This is a genomic window from Nisaea sediminum (assembly GCF_014904705.1).
GTDB classification, from domain to species: domain Bacteria; phylum Pseudomonadota; class Alphaproteobacteria; order Thalassobaculales; family Thalassobaculaceae; genus Nisaea; species Nisaea sediminum.
In genome coordinates this window covers 148,914-166,902 of record NZ_JACZCQ010000010.1, presented here as the reverse complement: position 1 = coordinate 166,902, position 17,989 = coordinate 148,914, and the positions used below count along the sequence as shown (strand labels likewise).

Sequence of the window (17,989 nt, the reverse complement as noted above, 5' to 3'; positions counted from 1 at the left end):
CTTCAGTGGCATCATACCGGAGTCTAGCGCGGCCCGCCGCGCTGCGACAGGCCGGTAAAGGCCTTTTTGTGATGGCCTAAAATCTTTTCGCAGACCTTCCTGCCCGGCATTCCCGGTTGATCGGGACGAGCCTTCGTCCTAAGTACCGCTGGACCAGCCAGCGCCGGAAGGCCAGACGTGACGCATTCCAGTCTTTCAAGCTCCCGACCGGAGACCGGCGAGACGCCGCTGCTCTCCATAATCGTTCCGGTTCTGAACGAGGCCGACAATATCGCCCCGCTCGTCGCGGAGATCGAGGCGGCGCTGACGGGCGTCTGCTCTTTCGAGATTCTCTATATCGACGACGCAAGCACCGACCGGACGCCCGAAATCCTGACGGATTTGAAGGCGACGCGCCCTCATCTCCGCATCATCAGGCATGACCGGACCTGCGGTCAGAGCGCGGGGCTCCGCAACGGGGTTCTCGCGGCACGAGGAGAGCTGATCGCGACGCTGGACGGCGACGGGCAGAACGACCCGGCGGACATTCCGAAGCTGCTCGCGAAGTACCGCGAGACCGCGACTGGCACCCGCCCGGTTATGATCACCGGGCACCGGGTCAACCGGCGCGACACCGCCTCGAAGCGCTGGGCCTCGAAATATGCGAACAAGATCAGACGCCTCCTCTTGAAGGACGACAATCCGGACACCGGCTGCTCGCTGAAGCTCTATGCCCGCGAGACCTTCCTACGCTTTCCTTACTTCGACCACATGCACCGCTTCCTGCCGGCGCTGGCGAAACGGGAGAATTGCGCGGTGCACGTGGTTCCGGTAAACCATCGCCACCGTCGGCACGGCCAGTCGAAATATTCCAATCTCGGCCGGGCTCTGGTCGGCATTCCCGATCTGCTGGGCGTGGCATGGCTGCTGCGCCGCAGTCCGGGACGCCTCGAAGCGAAAGAAATCGACACGTGAACCTCGACTCGTTTTTCGACCTCTCTATCGAAGAGATGGTCATGTTGACCTTCGGATTCGTCGCCCAGGCCCTGTTCGCCGCGCGCTTCATCGTGCAGTGGGTGAAGAGCGAGATCGGCCGCAAGAGCGTCGTGCCGGTGGCCTTCTGGTACTTCAGCGCGGCCGGCGGCCTGATGATGCTGGTCTACGCGATCTGGCGAAAAGATCCGGTCTTCATCGTCGGCCAGTCGACCGGTCTCGTGGTCTATCTCCGCAACCTCCACCTGATCCATCGCGAGAAGCGGGTCGCCCTGTCGATGGCGAAAGACGAGGCCGGCGACGACTGACCTGACGGTAATTTGCCGTCTGTCATATTGCTGCAACCATTTCAGGGGACACCTTCCCTCCTTTCGACGTTCAGCCCGCCCGAGGTTTCATGTCACTCACCCTGGTCAATGCGCGCATCCTGCTCGAGAGCGGTGCGATCGAGAAAACCGAGCTGCAGATAGACGGCGGTGAGATCCGCCGGATCGGCACTGGTGCAGGGCGCGGCAAGACGCTCGATCTCGGCGGTCGGCTGCTGCTTCCCGGCATCATCGACCTGCACGGTGACGGTTTCGAACGGAGCCTCGCACCGAGGGCGGGCACGGAGTTCCCGATCGACATCGCACTGATGGACGCGGACCGGGCAATCCTTGCCTCCGGCATCACCACGGCACTGCTCGCACAGGGCGTCAGCTGGGAAGGACGGTTGCGCAGCGGCGCGACGGCGGAGCGGATCCTAGATGCGATCGAACGCGCCCGGCACCGGTTCGGCGCCGACCTGCGCTTCCACCTCCGCTTCGAGATCTTCGCCATGGAGGAGCAGGAGCGTGCGCGGAAATGGATCGAGGACGGCCGCGTCGCGATGATGGTGTTCAACGACCATCTGCCGCAATACGAAGAATCGCTGCGCAACAGCCCCGAACGAATGCAGCGCTGGTCCCATATCATCGGCATGAGCTTCGACGAGTTCCGCGCCGAGCTGAAGGCCCGCCGGGCCCGCGAAGCAGAGGCCGAGGCCAATGTCCGGGCGATCGCCGAAGTGGCGCGCCGCGCCGGTGTGCCGATCGGATCGCACGACGACGATACGCCGGAGCTGCGAGAGAGATACAACGCGCTCGGTGCCGAAGTCGCGGAATTTCCGGTCAACATGGAGACCGCCCGGGCCGCGCGTGCGCTCGGAAACCCGGTCGGCATGGGGGCGCCGAATGTGCTCCGCGGCGGCAGCGCCTCGGGCAATGTCGCCGCGCGCGACGTCATCGAGGACGGTCTCTGCGACTATCTGATCTCGGATTACTACTACCCGGCCCAATTTCATGCTGCCTTCAAGCTCGTTGCCGACGGCGTGCTGCCGCTCGGCGATGCCTGGTCGCTGGTTTCGGCGGGCCCCGCGCGGGTCGGCAATATGCCCGACCGCGGCACGATCGCGCCCGGCAAGCGTGCGGACCTCATCGTCGTCGACGATAGCGAACCCGGCCTGCCGACACCGGTGGCGGCGTTCGTCGCCGGCAAGCTGTGCTATGCAGCGACCGATCTCGGGCTCGGCGCCGTGCCGGGACTGACACCTGCCTGACCGCTTTCGCGACGGCAACCGGGATGCCAGACTGAGCGGATGGACATACCTGCCCCCTTCCTGCTGACCGCTCATATCGTCTTCGGCGCGCTTTCGCTTGCCGCCGCCGCTTTCGCCGTCGCCGCGCCGAAGGGCCGCCGTCTGCACCGGATCGCGGGCAGGATCTACGTGTTGGCGATGACCGGCGTCTTCGTCAGCGCCATCATGCTCAGTCTACGGAGCAACGATCTCTTCCTGATGGTCGTCGGCATCTTCAGCTACTACATGGTGCTGAGCGGCTATCGCGCGCTCTACCTGAAGCAGCCCGCCGCATCCGCCGATCTGCGTTTCCGGCCCGGTGCGCTCGACAAGGGCGCCGCCCAGTTCACGCTGATCGCCTGTTCAGGGCTGGCGGCCTACGGGGCGGTCTACTGGTACACGGACCTCGCGCCGGTTCTGATGGTACTCGGCAGCATCGGGGCGTTGATGGCCCTGTTGGACCTGCGCAGGTTCAAGTCTACGAGAGTCGAGCCAACGCGCTGGTTCTTCACCCACATGATCCGCATGCTCGGTGGCACCATCGCGTCGGTCACTGCCTTTCTCGTGACCAATGCCGAGATGCTCCCGCCGCTTGCCCGCTGGCTCGCGCCGACCCTCGCCGGCACTGTCGTGATCACGCTCTGGGTTTTCTGGTACAAGCGGAAATTCGCTTCGGGGAGTGCGCCCGAGACGGTCGCGGATGTGAGGATCGGTGAATACGAAAATGACGATTGAGTTCAGATGCCGGGAAATGACAGCCACGGACCGGAGTATCTGGCTCGCGATGCGTTGTCGTATGTGGGAGCACCATCCCGGAACCGAACACGAGATCGATATCGACAAGATGCTTGATGTCGCGCATCGGTCAGGATTTTTGGTCGAGACGGCTTCGGGAACGCCTGTCGGCTTCGCGGAGACCTGCATCCGGGAGTACGCGAACGGGTGTACCGAACAGCCGGTGCCGTTCCTGGAAGGTATCTGGATCGAGCCCGGGTACCGCCGGCATGGTGCGGGGAGCGCACTCTTGCAACATATCGAGACGCTTCTGCGCGCCGAGGGGTACCGCGAGATCTGCTCGGACGCTGACCTCGAAAACCTGATCTCGCAGGCGGCGCACGCCTCCTGGGGCTTCGCGGAGACGGAACGGGTCGTCTATTTCCGAAAGGGACTCTGAGACGGGCAAGACTCGTTCAGAGCTCGGTCCCGGCCATGGAGAGGATCAGCTTCCATTGCTCTGCCGTGACCGGAACGACGGAGAGCCGGGACTGGCGCACCAGCCCGAACTCCTCGAGCCGCGGGTCCGCCTTGATGTCCGCCAGGGTCACCGGCTTCTCGACCGGCTTCACCGCCTTGATGGTCACCATGCCGAAGCGGCCTTTCGCATCGGTCGGGTCCGGATGGTATTCCTCGATCACCTCGACGATGCCGACGATCTGCTTCTCGTTGACCGAGTGGTAGAAGAAACCGAGATCGCCGATCTTCATGGCCTTCATGTTGTTCGAGGCCTGGTAGTTGCGGACCCCGTCCCAGCCTTCGCCTGCCGCGCCCTTGCGGACCTGATCGTCCCAGGACCAGGTATTCGGCTCGGATTTGAACAACCAGTAGGCCATCTGATCAGTCTCCTTGTCGGTCAGGAAGCGGACGGTCCGGCGTCCGCGAACTCCCAGCCGATCGGCCGGGAAAGAAGCTCTTTCACCACCGTGCCGGGATCGATGCCCCGGTTCAAGACCGCATCGACGCCCTCGGCAATCGGCATCTCGACGCCGAGTACGCGGGCCCGGCGGTGCAGGGCGGCGGCAGTGAACACGCCCTCGACGACGGACGGGCTGCCGCCCAGAATATCCTCGAGCGTTTCGCCCTTTCCAAGGCGCGTGCCGAGGGTGAAATTGCGCGAGCTCGTGCTCGAGCAGGTCAGCACCAGATCGCCGAGCCCCGAGAGTCCCATGAGGGTTTCCGGCCTACCGCCGAGGGCGACGGCGAAACGGGTGGCTTCGGCAAGGCCGCGGGTGATCAGCGCGGCGCGGGCATTGTCCCCGAGATTCATGCCGGACACGATACCAGCGGCGATGGCGAGCACATTCTTCACCGCGCCGCCGACCTCGGCGCCAACGATATCGGTCGAGGCATAGGGCCGGAAGGTTCCGGATCCGAAGGCCTCCCCCAGCTTCAGGGCCAATGCTTTGTCGGCGGCGGCGAGGGTGACCGCGGTCGGTTTCCCGGATGCGGCCTCGCCGGCAAAACTCGGGCCGGAAAGCACAGCGACCGGATTGTCCGGCAGCAGCTCCGCGAGGACCTGGCTCATGGTCTTGTCTGTGCCGTTCTCGATCCCCTTTGCGGCGGAGACCAGCGGGACGCCGGGCGCAATCGAAAATCCCGCGAGCGCCGCGCGCATATGCTGCGCCGGGACGACGAGAAGCAGGGCATCGGCACCGTCGATCGCGGTCTCCGGGTCGCTTGTGACCTCGATCTCGTCAGGCAGGCGGATCCCCGGAAGATAGACCCGGTTTTCGCGGAGGCGTCGCATTTCCTCCGCCTGTTCGGCGCGGCGAGCCCAGAGCGAGACCGAACGGCCGGCTCGGCGCGCCGCGAGTGCGAGCGCGGTACCCCAGGCCCCGGCCCCGAGTACGGCGATCCGTTCGATCTTCATGCCTTCACTCCAGCGCCGACGGCCTTTGGCGCGCCCGGATCGAGCGGCCAGCGCGGGCGCGGCGCGAAGCTGAGCGGATCTCTCTCGCCGGCACGCAACCGTTCGATCCCGGCCCAGGCGACCATGGCGGCGTTGTCGGTACAGAGCCCGATCGGCGGCGCGACGAAATCCATCCCGCTCTTCCCGGCCAGGTCCGAGAGGGCAGCGCGGAGATGTTTGTTCGCCGCGACGCCGCCGGCGACGACCAGCGCATGTCCGGCCCCGTGCATTTCGGAAAAAACCTGGATCGCGTTGCGGCAGCGGTTCACGAGGCTCGCGGCGACGGCGTGCTGGAACGCGGCGGCAATGTCCGCGATGTCCTGCTCCGTTGGCTCACCGAGGGCCGAGACCTTCTGCCGGACGGCGGTCTTCAGACCGGAGAAGGAAAAGTCGCAACCGGGTTTGCCCACCATCGGCCGCGGCAGTTCGAAGCGCTCCGGATTGCCCTTCTCTGCAGCCTTTTCCAATTCAGGACCGCCCGGATATCCCATGCCGAGCAGTTTCGCCGTCTTGTCGAAAGCCTCGCCGACCGCGTCGTCGATCGTCGTCCCGAGACGGCGGTACTTCCCGAGTCCTTCCACAGCGATGAGCTGGCAATGGCCGCCGGAAACGAGAAGAAGAAGATAAGGAAAGGGTACGTGATCGGTCAGCCGGGCGGTCAGCGCATGGGCCTCCAGATGGTTGACCGCGAGATAGGGGATGCCGCGCGCCATGGCGATGGCCTTCGCCGTCATGGTGCCGACGAGCACGCCGCCGATCAACCCGGGCCCGCCGGTCGCGGCGACTGCGTCGAGCGCCTCGAAACCGATACCGGCCTCCTCAAGCGCACGCTCGATCACCGGACGCAGATGGTCGAGATGCGCCCGCGCGGCGATCTCCGGGACCACACCGCCGAAAGGCGCGTGATCCTCGATCTGGGTGAAGACCACATTGGCATGGATCCGCCCGTCGCCGTCGACGACCGCCGCCGCGGTCTCGTCGCAGCTGGTCTCGATCCCGAGCACCAGCGGGTTTCCGCCAATTTCTCTTTGCTCTTCCAATGCCATGCGCTCCGGTCTACACAGTCCGCCCATGGAAGACCAGTCGAAAGCAAAAGCTCTGATCCGCCTCGGCACGCGCGGCTCCAAACTCGCGCTGGCCCAGGCCTACGAGACCAAGCGCCGGCTTGGTGAAGCCTTCCCGGAACTGGCGCCGGAAGGCGCGGTCGAGATCGTCGAGATCAAGACCACCGGCGACAAGGTGCAGGACCGCGCGCTGGCCGAGATCGGCGGCAAGGGCCTGTTCATGAAGGAGATCGAGGCGGCCCTGCTGGACCGCCGGATCGACATCGCCGTGCACTCCCTGAAGGATGTCGAGACGTTCCTGACTGAAGGCACCGAACTCGCGGCGATCCTGCCCCGCGAGGACCCTCGTGACGCGCTGATTTCGTTCAAGGCGGATCGCATCGAGGACCTTCCGCAAGGCGCGGTCATCGGCACCGCATCCGTCCGCCGCGCGGCACAGCTCCTCAGCAAGCGGCCGGATTTCAAGACCATCCTGTTCCGCGGCAATGTCGAGACACGGTTGCGCAAGCTTGCCGAAGGCGAGTGCGACGCGACGCTTCTGGCGATCGCCGGCCTCTCCCGCCTCGGCCTCGGCGACCGTGCGACCCGGGTTCTGGAACCTGAAGAAATGCTGCCGGCAGTCTCCCAGGGCGCGATCGGCATCCAGTGCCGGATCGGAAATACGCCCGATGACGAGCGGATCTTCGACTGGGTGCGCGGGATCAACCACGCCGAGAGCGAGACGCGGGTCAAGGCCGAACGGGCGATGCTTGCACGCCTCGACGGGTCATGCCGTACACCGATTGCCGGGCTTGCGGAACTGATCGGCGACGGCATGCTCCGTCTGCGCGGCCAGCTTGCCGCGCTCGACGGCTCCGCGCTCTGGTCGGCAGAGGCGACCGGGCCGGCAGACGCCCCGGAGACGCTCGGGGAACTCGTCGGCGAGGACCTGATCGCGCAGGCTGGCCCCGGCTACAAGGTCTGAGCAGTATGCGCGTCCTCATCACGCGAGCGGTTGAGGATGCAGAGGCCCTGGCCGGGGATCTGGTCACCGTGGGGATCGAAAGCGTGCTCGCCCCGATGCTGTCCTGCGACTTCCTCGACCCGAGACCGGATCCCGCGCTCCGGCCCGCCGCATTCATCGTGACCAGCCGCAACGGTGCCGAAGCTCTGGCCCGCTACACACGGGATCGCTCTCTCCCGGTTTACGCTGTCGGCGATGCGACGGCCGAACGCCTCCGCCGGCTGGGTTTCGAGACAGTGGAAAGCGCGGCCGGCGATGCGGCGGCTCTCGTCGACCTGATCGCCCGCCGGATGGAACCGAATGACGGCCCGCTCGTTTTCCTCAGTGCAGAGGAAGTCGCCGGGGACATCGACGGGACGCTCAGGGAACGCGGATACGATCTGCGACGCATCGTCGCTTACCGAAGCGTGCCCGTAACCGGATTTCCGCGAGAGACCGAGACCGCGCTGCGCGAAGGGAAGCTCGACGGGGCGTTGTTCTTTTCGTCGAAAACGGGCCGCACTTTCGTCTCCCTTGTCGAGAGAGCGGGCCTGGCCTCATGCTGTCACGACTTGACCGCTTTCTGTCTCAGCGAGGCGGTGGCCGACAGTGTCTCGGAGCTTCCGTGGGGCTCGGTCCGCGTCGCGGAGCGGCCGACCAAGACGGACTTACTCGGGCTGATAACCGCCCTATGTAACAAAGACGATTGAAAAAAATTTGCTGATTCCGCTGCGCCTTGATGCTTCGATGGCAGTGGAGCCTGAACGGGATACGAAGCGTCCCGTGTCGTGGAACTGGGATGACCTGAGGCGATGAGCGATCCAAAGAGCGATACCGGCGGACTGTCCGACAAGGAAGCCGTGGAGACGTTGAAAGACGTGGAGGATGCGACGGTGATCGATGCCGATCCGGCCGGGGAGTCCGGGCCGAAGTCGGTGTTTTCCTCGCGGACGAAAGTGATCGGAATTCTCATCGTCCTGTTGCTTCTCAGCGGCGGCGTCGCAGCGGCGCTCTATCCGCTCTGGCAGGATCACGCAGAAAACTTCGTCGAGCAGAACGGCATTCCGGTCACCGTCCCGGAAGTGCCGGAGAACGGTTTCTACGGGATGGTCTCGGACGTCATCGCGTTCCTCCGCGGAGCGCCGAGCGAACAGGCTCCGCAACAGGCCGCAGAGCCGGGGGCGGAACCGCAGCCGGTCGCCGAAACCGCGCCCGATCCCCTGACGGCGCTCGCCGACCGTGTCGTAGCGCTTGAAGCTCAGATCGAAACTCTGACGCGGGACTTGCAGGCCGCCCGAACCGCCGCTGACGATGCGGCACTGGCGGCAAGCGAGGCCTCGAACGCGCTCGGCGCCCTCAAGACCGGTTCCGCAGACCGGTCCGAGGCGGAGGCGGGACTTAAGGCTGAGTTGGAGGCCCTGCAAGGCCGGATCGACGAACTTGCAGCGCGCCAGGCCGTGGCCGGTGGCAGCGGAAGCGGTGCCGCAATCAATGAAGCGCTTCTGAGCACCATCGGCGCGTTGCGGGAACGGATCGTCGTTCTCGAGGCGCAGGAGAAGGTCTCCCCTTCCGATCTGAGCGCCGTCGCAAGCCGGATCGACTCCGCCGAGAGCGGTGCCGGAGAGCGCATCGCCAGTCTGGAAGCCGAACTTTCCGCGGTCCGCCAGATTGCGGAGAAACGTGCGCCCGAACGGGAGCAGGCGGGTTTGCTGCTGCTCGCTGTCGGCCAGCTCGAGGCCGTGACGATTACGTCCGCGTCCTTCGACGGGCAGCTTGCCGCGGTGAAGGACCTTGCCACCGGTGGAAATCCTGCAGTCGATGACGCGGTCGCCGTGCTCGACCGTCACAGCGCCGGTGTCGACACGATCTCCGCGCTTACGGAGCGCTTCGACGGCATGGCGAAGGCGGTGTCCCAGGCGAAGATCGCCGGCAGCGACGAAGGCCTTGTCGGCAAGACCCTGAACAAGGTGGCCTCCCTGGTGACGGTGCGGCGGACGGACGTCGCCGAAGGACCGGGCGTCGATGCCGTTCTGGTGCGGGCCGAAACCGCCCTCGACGCGGGCGATCTTTCCGGTGCCGTCTCAGCGCTCGAGGAATTGAGCGGTCCGCCCGCGGAGCGCGCAGGCGACTGGATCGCGGCCGCCAAGGCGCGCCTCGCGGTCGACGGAGCGGTCTCGCAGCTCCGCGGTGCCGCGCTCTCCTCCGTCGCGAAGGCAGGATAGCGCCATGTTCAGGATCTTCGGGTTCTTCATCCTCGTCGGCGCGCTGGTTTTCGCCTCGATCCAGCTTGCCGACAATCCGGGACAGATCTCCGTCGAGTGGCTCGGCTACAGGATCGATACCTATTTCGGGGTCGCCCTGCTGGTTCTGCTCGTCGCGCTCTACCTCCTGCTCGTCGCCTATCGCCTCGTGCGCGGCCTGCTCGGTCTGCCCGGCGGATTTCTCGACCGCCGCGCGGCGCGGCGGCGTGACGACGGGCTGAACGCCCTCAGCCTCGGCATGGCGGCGATTGCTGTCGGCGACGCCGAGGAAGCGCGCAAACAGGCGCGGCGGGCCGAGAAACTGCTCGGCGATCCCGCCAAGACCCGGCTGTTGTCCGCCCAGGCGGCGGCGCTCGGCGGCGACAGGGATGCCGCCGGCCGCTATTTCGACGCGCTGACGGAAAGCCCCGAAACCAAGTTCGTCGGGCTGATCGGCAAGCTGCGTCAGGCTCTTGAGGCGGGAGACAGCGAAGCCGCACTACCGCTGGCTCGGCAGGCCCGCAACCTGCGGCCCGATTCCGCCTTTGCCGCCCGCACCCTCTTTACACTCGAAACCGAGGCGGAAGACTGGGACGAGGCACAGAAGACTCTGTTCGATGCCGTCCGTCGCGATCTGATCCCTGAAAGCGAGGCCAAGCGCTACCGCGTCGCCATCGACATGGAGCGGGCCCGCCTGAAAGAGGCGGAAGGCCAGCTCTCCGAAGCGGCCGATTTCGCGCTGCGCGCCCTCAAGGTCGAACCGGCCTTCGCGCCGGCGGTGCAGATCGCTGCAGCCGCGGAGACTTCCAAGGGTCGGACCAAGAAGGCGCAGAAGCTGCTGGAGGATGCCTGGCAACAGGCACCGCATCCGAACTTCGCAAAGCGCTACGCGGATCTCTGGCCGGATGATTCGCCGGTCCAGCGCTTCAAGCACATCCAGAAGCTTGTCGGCACCGGGAAGGAAACCACCACCGGGCGGATCGCGCTTGCCGAAGCGGCGATCGCAGCCGAACTCTGGGGCGATGCCCGGGCGGCACTTGATGCCATTCCGGCGCCGGAGCGCCGGGCCGCGGTCTTCCGCTTGCTGGCCTATCTGGCGCAGGCCGAACACGGCAACGCGAGCGAAGCGCGGGCCCTGCTCGAGCGCGCCGGTTCCGCTGCACCCGACCCTGCCTGGACCTGTGCCGATTGCGGCGCCACCGCCGAGGTCTGGACCGTTTCCTGCGGCAATTGCGGTCACTTCGCCAGCCTGTCCTGGAAGCAGCCACCGCGGGTCTCGACCCTCGTCAGCCTGCCCCCGGAAGCCATCTCCGAACCGGCTGTACCGGAGACGCCACTGATCGTCGGCGACATTGAGGTCGCCGAGGCACCGGCGCCGGATCCGGCTCCCGAGAAGGGGCCACCCGCCCCGACGGAGAAACCGGGTGCGGCGGACGGCGAACCCTCCGCAGAGGATGGGGACAGGCCAAACCCGGAAGACGTGGTGCGTCGACTCGCGTGACTCTTACTGCAAGCTGAGTTAAATTAGCGGTTGGTTCCGGTACAATACCGGTTGGGGGGGAAGTCGCCCCGGGTGAGCTTAGGGTCCAGAATGGAGCCGTTCCGATGACAACCATATCCTCGATCTCATCTCTGTTCAGACCGACTCCGCCGGAACCGCGGACCGTCGGCACTTCCGGCACGGCCCGCAGCGAGCAATCGGCGCCGCTTCCGACCTTCCGTACCGCGAACCCTGTCGCCTTTTCCGCTTCCGTGACCTCGGAAACTCGGACGCAGAGCGGCCTCGAGAACCTTTTCGGAAGCGAACTTGAAACCATCTTCGGCGCCCTTAACAAGCGGGGCGACTCCGAGGCATTCCTCAAGGAAGCACTCGACAGCCTTAAGGACCTGACGCAGAAGGCGCTCGAGGATCCGAGCGTCAGCGGGATCCAGATCCGCATTTCGAGCGTCAGCCAGCAGTTTCGCTCCGCCGATGGTGAAGGCGGTGTCTTTTCCAGTATTTCCCAGCTCTCGATAGAGGTTGGCCTGGTGCGGGACGGCAAGGTTGCCGCCGCCGACACCGAACTCCTGTCCTTCGAAGGCAAGAAACTTGCGCTGACAGAAGCGCAAAAGCAGACCGGTATCGTCAGCGGCCTGTTCACGATCGACGACAAGGAAGCCGAGACCGCCCCCAACAAGGCCCAGGCCGCCGCGATCGAAAAAGCTCTGGAGCGGCTGCGCCTTGTCAATGACGCGCTCGCCGCCTTCCGAAAGGGTGACCTTCGCCCGCTGCAAGAGATCGAGACCCTGTTCCGCGGCGGGACGCTCGACGCCGAAACCGTGCGCGCACTTTCCAAGGCCAAGGACGTCACCGGCAGCAAGGTCTTTCCCGGTAGCGGCATTCTCGATCTCTGAGATCTTCCGGCACTCGACAGGCCTTGGGGCTTCCGGCTAAACCGGGCGCGGGGATTCCGCTCCCCGTTTCGCACGCCCGATACCGGATTGGCCCATGTATATCTCGACCGAAGAGCAGAAAAACGAAGCCCGCGCCTGGTTCGAAACCCTGCGCGACCGGATCTGCGCCGCATTCGAAAAGATGGAGGACGACTACGAGGGGCCGTTGAAGGACCGGCCCGCCGGTCGCTTCAAGCGAAAGAGCTGGGAACGCGAGGGCGGCGGCGGTGGCGTGATGTCGCTGATGCAGGGCCGGGTCTTCGAGAAGGTCGGAGTGAACGTCTCGACCGTGCATGGCACCTTCTCGGAAGAGTTCCGCAAGTCGATCCCGGGCGCAGATGAGGATCCGCGCTTCTGGGCCTCCGGCATCTCTCTGGTCGCGCACATGCACTCACCCAAGGTACCGGCCGTACATATGAACACGCGGCACATCACCACGACGAAATCCTGGTTCGGCGGCGGTGCGGACCTGACGCCGATGGTGCCGGAACAGGTCGACACGGATGCCTTCCATGCCGGTTTCAAGGCGGCCTGCGACAAGCACGATCCGGCCTACTATCCGAAATTCAAGGAATGGTGCGACGAGTACTTTTTCCTGAAGCACCGCAACGAACCCCGTGGTGTCGGCGGGATCTTCTACGATTATGTGGACGGCGATTTCGGGAAGGATTTCGCCTTCACCCGGGACGTCGGCACCGCCTTTCTGGAGACGTATCCGAAGATCGCGCGCCGGCGGATGAACGAGGACTGGACCGAGGCCGAGCGGCACCACCAGCTGGTTCGCCGCGGGCGTTATGTCGAATTCAATCTGCTCTACGACCGCGGCACGCTTTTCGGGCTGAAAACCGGCGGAAATGTCGAGGCCATCCTGATGAGCATGCCGCCGCAGGTGATCTGGCCGGCCCCCGAGGGTCTCTGAGGCACCAAGTGATACTCCTATTTCAGTTGGGATTCGTAAAATTTTGCATTAACTTCTTCTTTACCTTTCGGCAGACGGTTGCCGGGGAACGTGATTTATGTGGCATGAGTGATGTCGATATCCGGAACGCTCATATTTCCGACGACCATTTCACCCGAAGGACCGGTTGCGTCCTTCAGGGCGGAAACGCGTGCGGAAGAGCGGCAGCCGGTCGGCAACGAGCGCTTTACCGCGCCGCGCGATCAGGAGACACCGTCGCCATCTGACCAGCGGATCCCGCAGGCTTCGCCCCAACCGATCGTCAATCCGGCAAATCTCTCTCAGGCTCAGGAAACCGGAACGCCGTCACAACCCGCGGCCGGTCCGGTTCAGCAGGCCGAAGCCGGGACAGACGGGGAGCCGCCCCGCGCGTTCGCCGACCCGACGCGGCTTCGCGAGGTCCAGCAGGGCGAAGGAGGCGAGAGCGACGAAATCAGGCTCGGACTGCAGGGCGAAGAGAAATCGACCGACATCGCGGCCCGCCTGGTCCCCGTGTCAGGCGTCGAGAGCGCGGACTCCGTGGCGCTCGACGGCCGTCCGGACTCGGTCCGTGTCGGCGACCTGATCAGCGATGACCAGCGCCTGACCGGCGATCCCCTGGAAGTCCCTAATTACGCCATCGATCCGGACGAACGCTCGCTCCAGATCTTTAACGAGCGCTTGACCCGGACAACCGAGGTCCTGCAGTTCCTGAGCAGCCGCCCCAACGTGGGCACGGCACGCGGCGTCAGCATCATCGTCTGAGCCGAGTAGTTCCGCTTCAGTCGAAGCGCATCTCCGCCTCTCCCAGTCCCGGAAACTCGATCTTTGCGGCAACGCCGGCACCCGCGAACGAGATCCCGTTCCACGATCCGGTCGTAATCACATCCCCCGACTTGAGGCCGCGCCCCGTCATGGAACCGGTGCGCTCCAGCGCGTGATTGGCGAGCCAGGCCATCAGGGTAAAGGGGTCCCCGCCCTTGAAGCTGCCTGTATCCTCGAAAACAACCTTGCCGTCGAACAGAACCCGGACCGGCTGATTGGGGATATCGAGCGCTTCCGGCACCGGCATTTCCGTGCCGAGCACGAGAGAGTCGTTGGCCTGGAAGTCCATCAGCGCCCAGAGCGGATCGACTTTCGGCCAGTCCCGAAGGCGTGATTCCACGACCTCCATGGTGACGATCAGGGTCGAGGCCGCCGCGCGCAGATCCTCTGCCGTATAGGGGACATCGCGCGCCGGAAGGTCCCGGCCGAGACGAAAGGCGATCTCCGCCTCGATACCGAAATTGCGGTGCGCTTTCGAGGGCAGGACCTGTCCCGAGGGATAGAGCTTCGACGCCGCGATCGGTGCCGCCGTCGGCGCGGTACCGGGACTGCTTCCAACCTTCCAGGCACCTGCCGTGCGTCCGAGCAGATCGAAAGCGGCGTCCTGGATTGCGAATGCTTCCTGCTGCGTGGCGGGCGCGTCCCCGGCCGGGATATCGGCGATCGGCACACCGCTTTCGAACGCCGCGTGGAGTCTGGCGGCGGTTCGGGCAATCTTCTCGCTCATGTCTTTTCCTCGGCAATCATCCGGCGGGTTTCGGCAAGGCAGGCGTCCCGGTCCGGAACAAAGTCCCGTGCGATCCACCAAGCTTCCAGGCGGCGGAGAGCCTCGCCGACGGACGGGCCGGCGGCAAGTCCCATTTCCACCAAATCGGCGCCGCGGACCGGAAGGTCCGGCTTGGGCCAGGTCCGCGACGCTTCGATCATGGCCTCGGCATCGGCGGAACTGATCGCCCCCCGGGCGGCCTTCAGACGGACCGCATCCTCGAACAGCGCGTTGCCGAGGCGGTATATGTCCGGGCGGAACGAAGGAGCGCCAGGCTCCGGTTCGGAGACGGAAAGCGCATGAAACCGGGCGGCCTCGGCGTTCGAGAACCGCATGCGCTCCGAGGCGCGGAATGCATGGCCGTTTCGTTCGGGCGCGAGGGCGGCGAGCCGAAGAACCGGGTCCGCCGCTTCGTCATCCATCTCGATCAGGCGCAATAGCGCCTCCAGATCGTAGGGACCGGGCAGGAATACTTGAAGCACGCCGGCATTTTCCATCAGATCGAGCACCGGAACAGGAGACGGCGCCGAGAGAAGCTTCAGGAACTCGACCCGGATCCGCTCGCCGGACAGGCTGTCGATCAGACCCGCATGCTCGCGGCAGGCCTTGAGCCCGGCCGGGTCGACCTCGCCCTTGCCGTAATAGGCGTGAAACCGGAAGAAGCGCAGGATCCGGAGCACATCCTCCCGGATCCGCGTGGTCGGATCGCCGACGAAGCGGACCTTGCCTGCCAGCGCATCGCCATGCCCGCCGAAAGGGTCGTCGATACTGCCGTCCGGGCGCAGGAACATCGCATTCATGGTGAAGTCGCGGCGCGCCGCGTCCTCGCGCCAATCTTCCGTAAAGGCAACGACGGCGCGGCGGCCGTCGGTCTCTACGTCGAGCCGGAGCGTGGTGATCTCGAAATGCTCATGATTGACGACCGCCGTGACAGTGCCGTGGTCGAGCCCGGTCGGAACCACGCGGATGCCGGCATCCCTCAGCAACTCCATCACCTTTTCCGGCGTGTAACGGGTGGCGATGTCGACATCGGCGATCGGGATGTCGAGGACCGCACTCCGCACGCATCCGCCGACGAACCGTGCCATGTCGCCGTCGCGGTTCAGGACCTCCATGACGGCGCGGGTCTCGGGGGCCGTCATCCAGGGTTTCGGGGAAATGCGCATAAAGCGGGTTCCGGATTCAGTTGCCGCGTTCAGGCGTCGACGCGTGGCAACAGGACGTCGACGAAGTTGACCAGCATTCCGGCCGTAGCACCCCAGATATAATAATCGCCATAGGGCATGGCGTAGAAGCTGCGTGTCTGGTTGTTCCACTCGCGGCTGTGGCGCTGGTGGTTCGCGCGGTCGAGAAAGAACGGCAGCGGCACCTCGAAGATTTCCTGCACCTCGCCGGGCTCGGGCCTGAGTTCGAACGGCGGGGTCAGCAGGCCGACGACCGGCGTGATCTCGAAACCGGTCCGGGTGCGGTAGAGATCGAGCTGGCCCACCACCTCGATATGCCGGCGGTGCACGCCGATCTCCTCTTCCGTTTCCCGAAGCGCGGTATCCGCTGGCCCCTGGTCCTCTGCTTCGGCCCGTCCGCCTGGAAAGCTGATCTGGCCCGGATGCACCGGCAGATCGTCCGACCGCCGCGTGAAGAGAAGCGTCAGGCCGCCCTCGCGTTCGACCACCGGAATCAGGACCGCGGCGGGGCGCCGTCGCTCGGCCACTTCCATGCCGGGATTGAGATCGTGATCGCCGCGCCCGGCGCCGTTCTCGATGGCGCTCGTCAGCGCCGCGCGCAACCGCTCCCTGTCAAAGATGCCGGTCATATCGACCCCAACTCGTGAAAAATGCCGCCACTCCAGAGACCAAGCACAGTTTCTCCATCGCGCTCCATCGGTATCGCCTGATCGACCAGATCGTAAAATATCGATCTTGTGATCAGTGCATCCAGCCCGTTTCCGGTATCGATATAGGGACGCGGCTCGCCGCTTTCCGGATTGGTCTCGACACGAATCCGGTGTTCCGGTCCGGCAGCCACAATGCGGTCAAGGTTTGTGCGGAGCATGAGTCTCCGAGTTGTCATGTCCTCCGCACCGGTCTCGTCGTACCATGCGGCGACGATGGTGAAGGGCGCGTCGTCCACCGTGATTCGGCCGCGCTCGACCGGGGTGCGGAGCGAATAGCCGCCATCCTCGTCCCGGTGGAGGACGGTGGCGAAGAGCTTTACCAGGGGGAGCCGATTGATAGGAGTGCCAAGATGATACCAGGTGCCGTCGCGATCGATCCGGATCCCGTAATGCCCCATATCGATCTGTTTGCGCGGTTCCGGCTTGCCAGTTGCTGCGGCTGCGATACGCTCTAACTGATCTTTGGATGGGGGGAGATCGGAAGACGCGTTCGATGCGGTCATCGGTAATGGCTGCTTCTATGAGTTCTTCGGCGTGCGCCGGCCAGGTCCGGCGGGCCAGTGATTAGAAGGAAGTATAGAGTCCATGACCAATTCCTCCACTCTCGATCAACGGCTCGAAACCGAGACCGTCGAAAAAATCGATGCGCTGGGTGCCCGCATGGCGAAAGCGAGGGCGCAGGTAGAGACGGTGATCTTCGGCCAGCGCGACGTCGTCGACCAGACACTGACCACCGTTCTCGCCGGCGGACATGCGCTTCTGATCGGCGTTCCCGGCCTCGCCAAGACGCGCCTCGTCGAGACCCTCGGCATCGTGCTCGGGCTCGAGGACAAGCGTATCCAGTGTACCCCGGACCTGATGCCCGCCGATATCATCGGCGCCGAGATTCTCGAGGAATCGGACGATGGCAGGCGGCATTTCCGTTTCGTGAAGGGACCGGTCTTCGCGCAGATCCTGATGGCGGACGAAATCAACCGCGCCAGCCCGCGCACCCAGTCGGCGCTGCTGCAGGCGATGCAAGAACGCACCGTCTCGGTTGGCGGCCATACTTACGAACTGCCCTCCCCCTTCCTGGTGCTCGCGACCCAGAACCCGCTGGAGCAGGAAGGCACCTATCCGCTCCCCGAAGCCCAGCTCGACCGCTTCCTGCTGCAGATCGATGTCGGCTATCCCGACCATGATGCCGAGCGCCGCATGCTGCTCGCGACCACCGGAAGCGAGGACGTGAAGGTCGAGCCGGTGCTGAACGGCCCGGAGCTGATCGAGGCACAGAAGCTGCTGCGCCAGATCCCGGTCGGCGAGAGCGTTGTCGAAGCGATCCTCGGAATCGTCCGCTCCGGCCGCCTGGAGACCACCGAGGTGGAAGAGGTGAAGCGGCATGTCGCCTGGGGGCCCGGACCGCGCGCCAGCCAGGCGCTGATGCTCGCGGCCCGCGCCCGCGCGGTGCTCGACGGCCGGCTCTCGCCCTCGATCGAGGATGTTCTGGAACTGGCGCCGCCGGTGCTCAGGCACCGCATGGCGCTGAATTTCGCCGCGCGTGCCGAAGGCGTCTCGCTCGACGATATCATCCAGCGGCTGCTGGCCGACTATCGCTGA

General features: G+C 65.2%; 20 protein-coding genes. 13 read left to right on the top strand and 7 right to left on the bottom strand.

Annotated features, from left to right (window positions below; translation table 11 throughout):
* The first annotated feature begins 177 nt into the window (after positions 1-177).
* The 5 genes from IG122_RS19615 (at position 178) to IG122_RS19595 (ending at position 3,740) form a co-directional block, all read left to right on the top strand.
* Positions 178-954, top strand: coding sequence for a glycosyltransferase family 2 protein (locus tag IG122_RS19615; RefSeq protein WP_319024940.1), 777 nt, complete (start codon positions 178-180; stop codon positions 952-954).
* Positions 951-1,280, top strand: coding sequence for a lipid-A-disaccharide synthase N-terminal domain-containing protein (locus tag IG122_RS19610; RefSeq protein ID WP_319024939.1), 330 nt, complete (start codon positions 951-953; stop codon positions 1,278-1,280). The genes IG122_RS19615 and IG122_RS19610 overlap by 4 nt, the downstream gene beginning before the upstream one ends.
* A gap of 89 nt (positions 1,281-1,369) precedes the next feature.
* The gene (locus tag IG122_RS19605; protein WP_193187710.1) at positions 1,370-2,548 is read left to right on the top strand and encodes an alpha-D-ribose 1-methylphosphonate 5-triphosphate diphosphatase; all 1,179 of its coding nucleotides are present in this window, start codon (positions 1,370-1,372) and stop codon (positions 2,546-2,548) included.
* 39 nt (positions 2,549-2,587) lie between these two features.
* Positions 2,588-3,301 (top strand): hypothetical protein, encoded by a 714-nt coding sequence (locus tag IG122_RS19600; RefSeq protein ID WP_193187708.1) that lies wholly within the window; start codon positions 2,588-2,590, stop codon positions 3,299-3,301.
* A 16-nt stretch (positions 3,302-3,317) separates the two neighbouring features.
* On the top strand, positions 3,318-3,740 hold the full coding sequence (locus IG122_RS19595) for a GNAT family N-acetyltransferase (protein WP_193187706.1): 423 nt from the start codon (positions 3,318-3,320) through the stop codon (positions 3,738-3,740).
* Positions 3,741-3,756: 16 nt separating this feature from the next.
* Here the strand turns inward: IG122_RS19595 and IG122_RS19590 are convergent, their stop codons facing one another.
* Genes IG122_RS19590 through tsaD form a run of 3 tightly spaced genes read right to left on the bottom strand, consistent with a single transcriptional unit; the run spans position 3,757 to position 6,292 of the window.
* Positions 3,757-4,176 carry an EVE domain-containing protein gene (locus tag IG122_RS19590; RefSeq protein ID WP_193187704.1) on the bottom strand — a complete coding sequence of 140 codons (420 nt, stop codon included), beginning with the start codon at positions 4,174-4,176 and terminating at the stop codon, positions 3,757-3,759.
* A gap of 20 nt (positions 4,177-4,196) precedes the next feature.
* On the bottom strand, positions 4,197-5,213 hold the full coding sequence (locus IG122_RS19585; protein WP_193187702.1) for an NAD(P)H-dependent glycerol-3-phosphate dehydrogenase: 1,017 nt from the start codon (positions 5,211-5,213) through the stop codon (positions 4,197-4,199).
* Positions 5,210-6,292 carry a tRNA (adenosine(37)-N6)-threonylcarbamoyltransferase complex transferase subunit TsaD gene (gene tsaD, locus IG122_RS19580; protein ID WP_226893770.1) on the bottom strand — a complete coding sequence of 361 codons (1,083 nt, stop codon included), beginning with the start codon at positions 6,290-6,292 and terminating at the stop codon, positions 5,210-5,212. The genes IG122_RS19585 and tsaD overlap by 4 nt, the downstream gene beginning before the upstream one ends.
* A 31-nt stretch (positions 6,293-6,323) precedes the next feature.
* Here tsaD and hemC point away from each other — a divergent pair, with 31 nt between their 5' ends.
* The 7 genes from hemC to IG122_RS19545 all read left to right on the top strand — a co-directional run bounded on the left by hemC (position 6,324) and on the right by IG122_RS19545 (position 13,673).
* Positions 6,324-7,280, top strand: a complete 957-nt coding sequence (gene hemC / locus IG122_RS19575) for a hydroxymethylbilane synthase (protein ID WP_193187698.1) — start codon at positions 6,324-6,326, stop codon at positions 7,278-7,280.
* Between the two features lie 5 nt (positions 7,281-7,285).
* Positions 7,286-8,008 (top strand): uroporphyrinogen-III synthase, encoded by a 723-nt coding sequence (locus IG122_RS19570; RefSeq protein ID WP_193187696.1) that lies wholly within the window; start codon positions 7,286-7,288, stop codon positions 8,006-8,008.
* A gap of 102 nt (positions 8,009-8,110) precedes the next feature.
* Positions 8,111-9,520 (top strand): COG4223 family protein, encoded by a 1,410-nt coding sequence (locus tag IG122_RS19565; RefSeq protein ID WP_193187694.1) that lies wholly within the window; start codon positions 8,111-8,113, stop codon positions 9,518-9,520.
* Between the two features lie 4 nt (positions 9,521-9,524).
* Positions 9,525-11,039, top strand: a complete 1,515-nt coding sequence (locus IG122_RS19560) for a heme biosynthesis protein HemY (RefSeq protein WP_193187692.1) — start codon at positions 9,525-9,527, stop codon at positions 11,037-11,039.
* Between the two features lie 104 nt (positions 11,040-11,143).
* A complete protein-coding gene (locus IG122_RS19555) occupies positions 11,144-11,932 on the top strand; it encodes a hypothetical protein (protein WP_193187690.1) in 789 nt (262 codons plus the stop codon).
* Positions 11,933-12,026: 94 nt separating this feature from the next.
* The gene (hemF, locus tag IG122_RS19550) at positions 12,027-12,890 is read left to right on the top strand and encodes an oxygen-dependent coproporphyrinogen oxidase (RefSeq protein WP_193187688.1); all 864 of its coding nucleotides are present in this window, start codon (positions 12,027-12,029) and stop codon (positions 12,888-12,890) included.
* Positions 12,891-13,001: 111 nt separating this feature from the next.
* The gene (locus IG122_RS19545; protein WP_193187686.1) at positions 13,002-13,673 is read left to right on the top strand and encodes a hypothetical protein; all 672 of its coding nucleotides are present in this window, start codon (positions 13,002-13,004) and stop codon (positions 13,671-13,673) included.
* Positions 13,674-13,689: 16 nt separating this feature from the next.
* Here the strand turns inward: IG122_RS19545 and IG122_RS19540 are convergent, their stop codons facing one another.
* Genes IG122_RS19540 through IG122_RS19525 form a run of 4 tightly spaced genes read right to left on the bottom strand, consistent with a single transcriptional unit; the run spans position 13,690 to position 16,896 of the window.
* Positions 13,690-14,460: a 2-keto-4-pentenoate hydratase gene (locus tag IG122_RS19540; RefSeq protein ID WP_193187684.1), complete on the bottom strand. Its 771-nt coding sequence runs from the start codon at positions 14,458-14,460 to the stop codon at positions 13,690-13,692.
* Positions 14,457-15,665 carry a CCA tRNA nucleotidyltransferase gene (locus tag IG122_RS19535; RefSeq protein ID WP_193187682.1) on the bottom strand — a complete coding sequence of 403 codons (1,209 nt, stop codon included), beginning with the start codon at positions 15,663-15,665 and terminating at the stop codon, positions 14,457-14,459. Before IG122_RS19535 ends, IG122_RS19540 begins: the two co-directional genes overlap by 4 nt.
* 29 nt (positions 15,666-15,694) lie before the next feature.
* Positions 15,695-16,312, bottom strand: coding sequence for a CoA pyrophosphatase (locus IG122_RS19530; protein WP_193187680.1), 618 nt, complete (start codon positions 16,310-16,312; stop codon positions 15,695-15,697).
* The gene (locus tag IG122_RS19525; protein ID WP_226893769.1) at positions 16,309-16,896 is read right to left on the bottom strand and encodes a DUF1285 domain-containing protein; all 588 of its coding nucleotides are present in this window, start codon (positions 16,894-16,896) and stop codon (positions 16,309-16,311) included. The genes IG122_RS19530 and IG122_RS19525 overlap by 4 nt, the downstream gene beginning before the upstream one ends.
* 82 nt (positions 16,897-16,978) lie before the next feature.
* Between IG122_RS19525 and IG122_RS19520 the strand changes: the two genes are divergently transcribed.
* On the top strand, positions 16,979-17,989 hold the full coding sequence (locus IG122_RS19520) for an AAA family ATPase (RefSeq protein WP_193187677.1): 1,011 nt from the start codon (positions 16,979-16,981) through the stop codon (positions 17,987-17,989).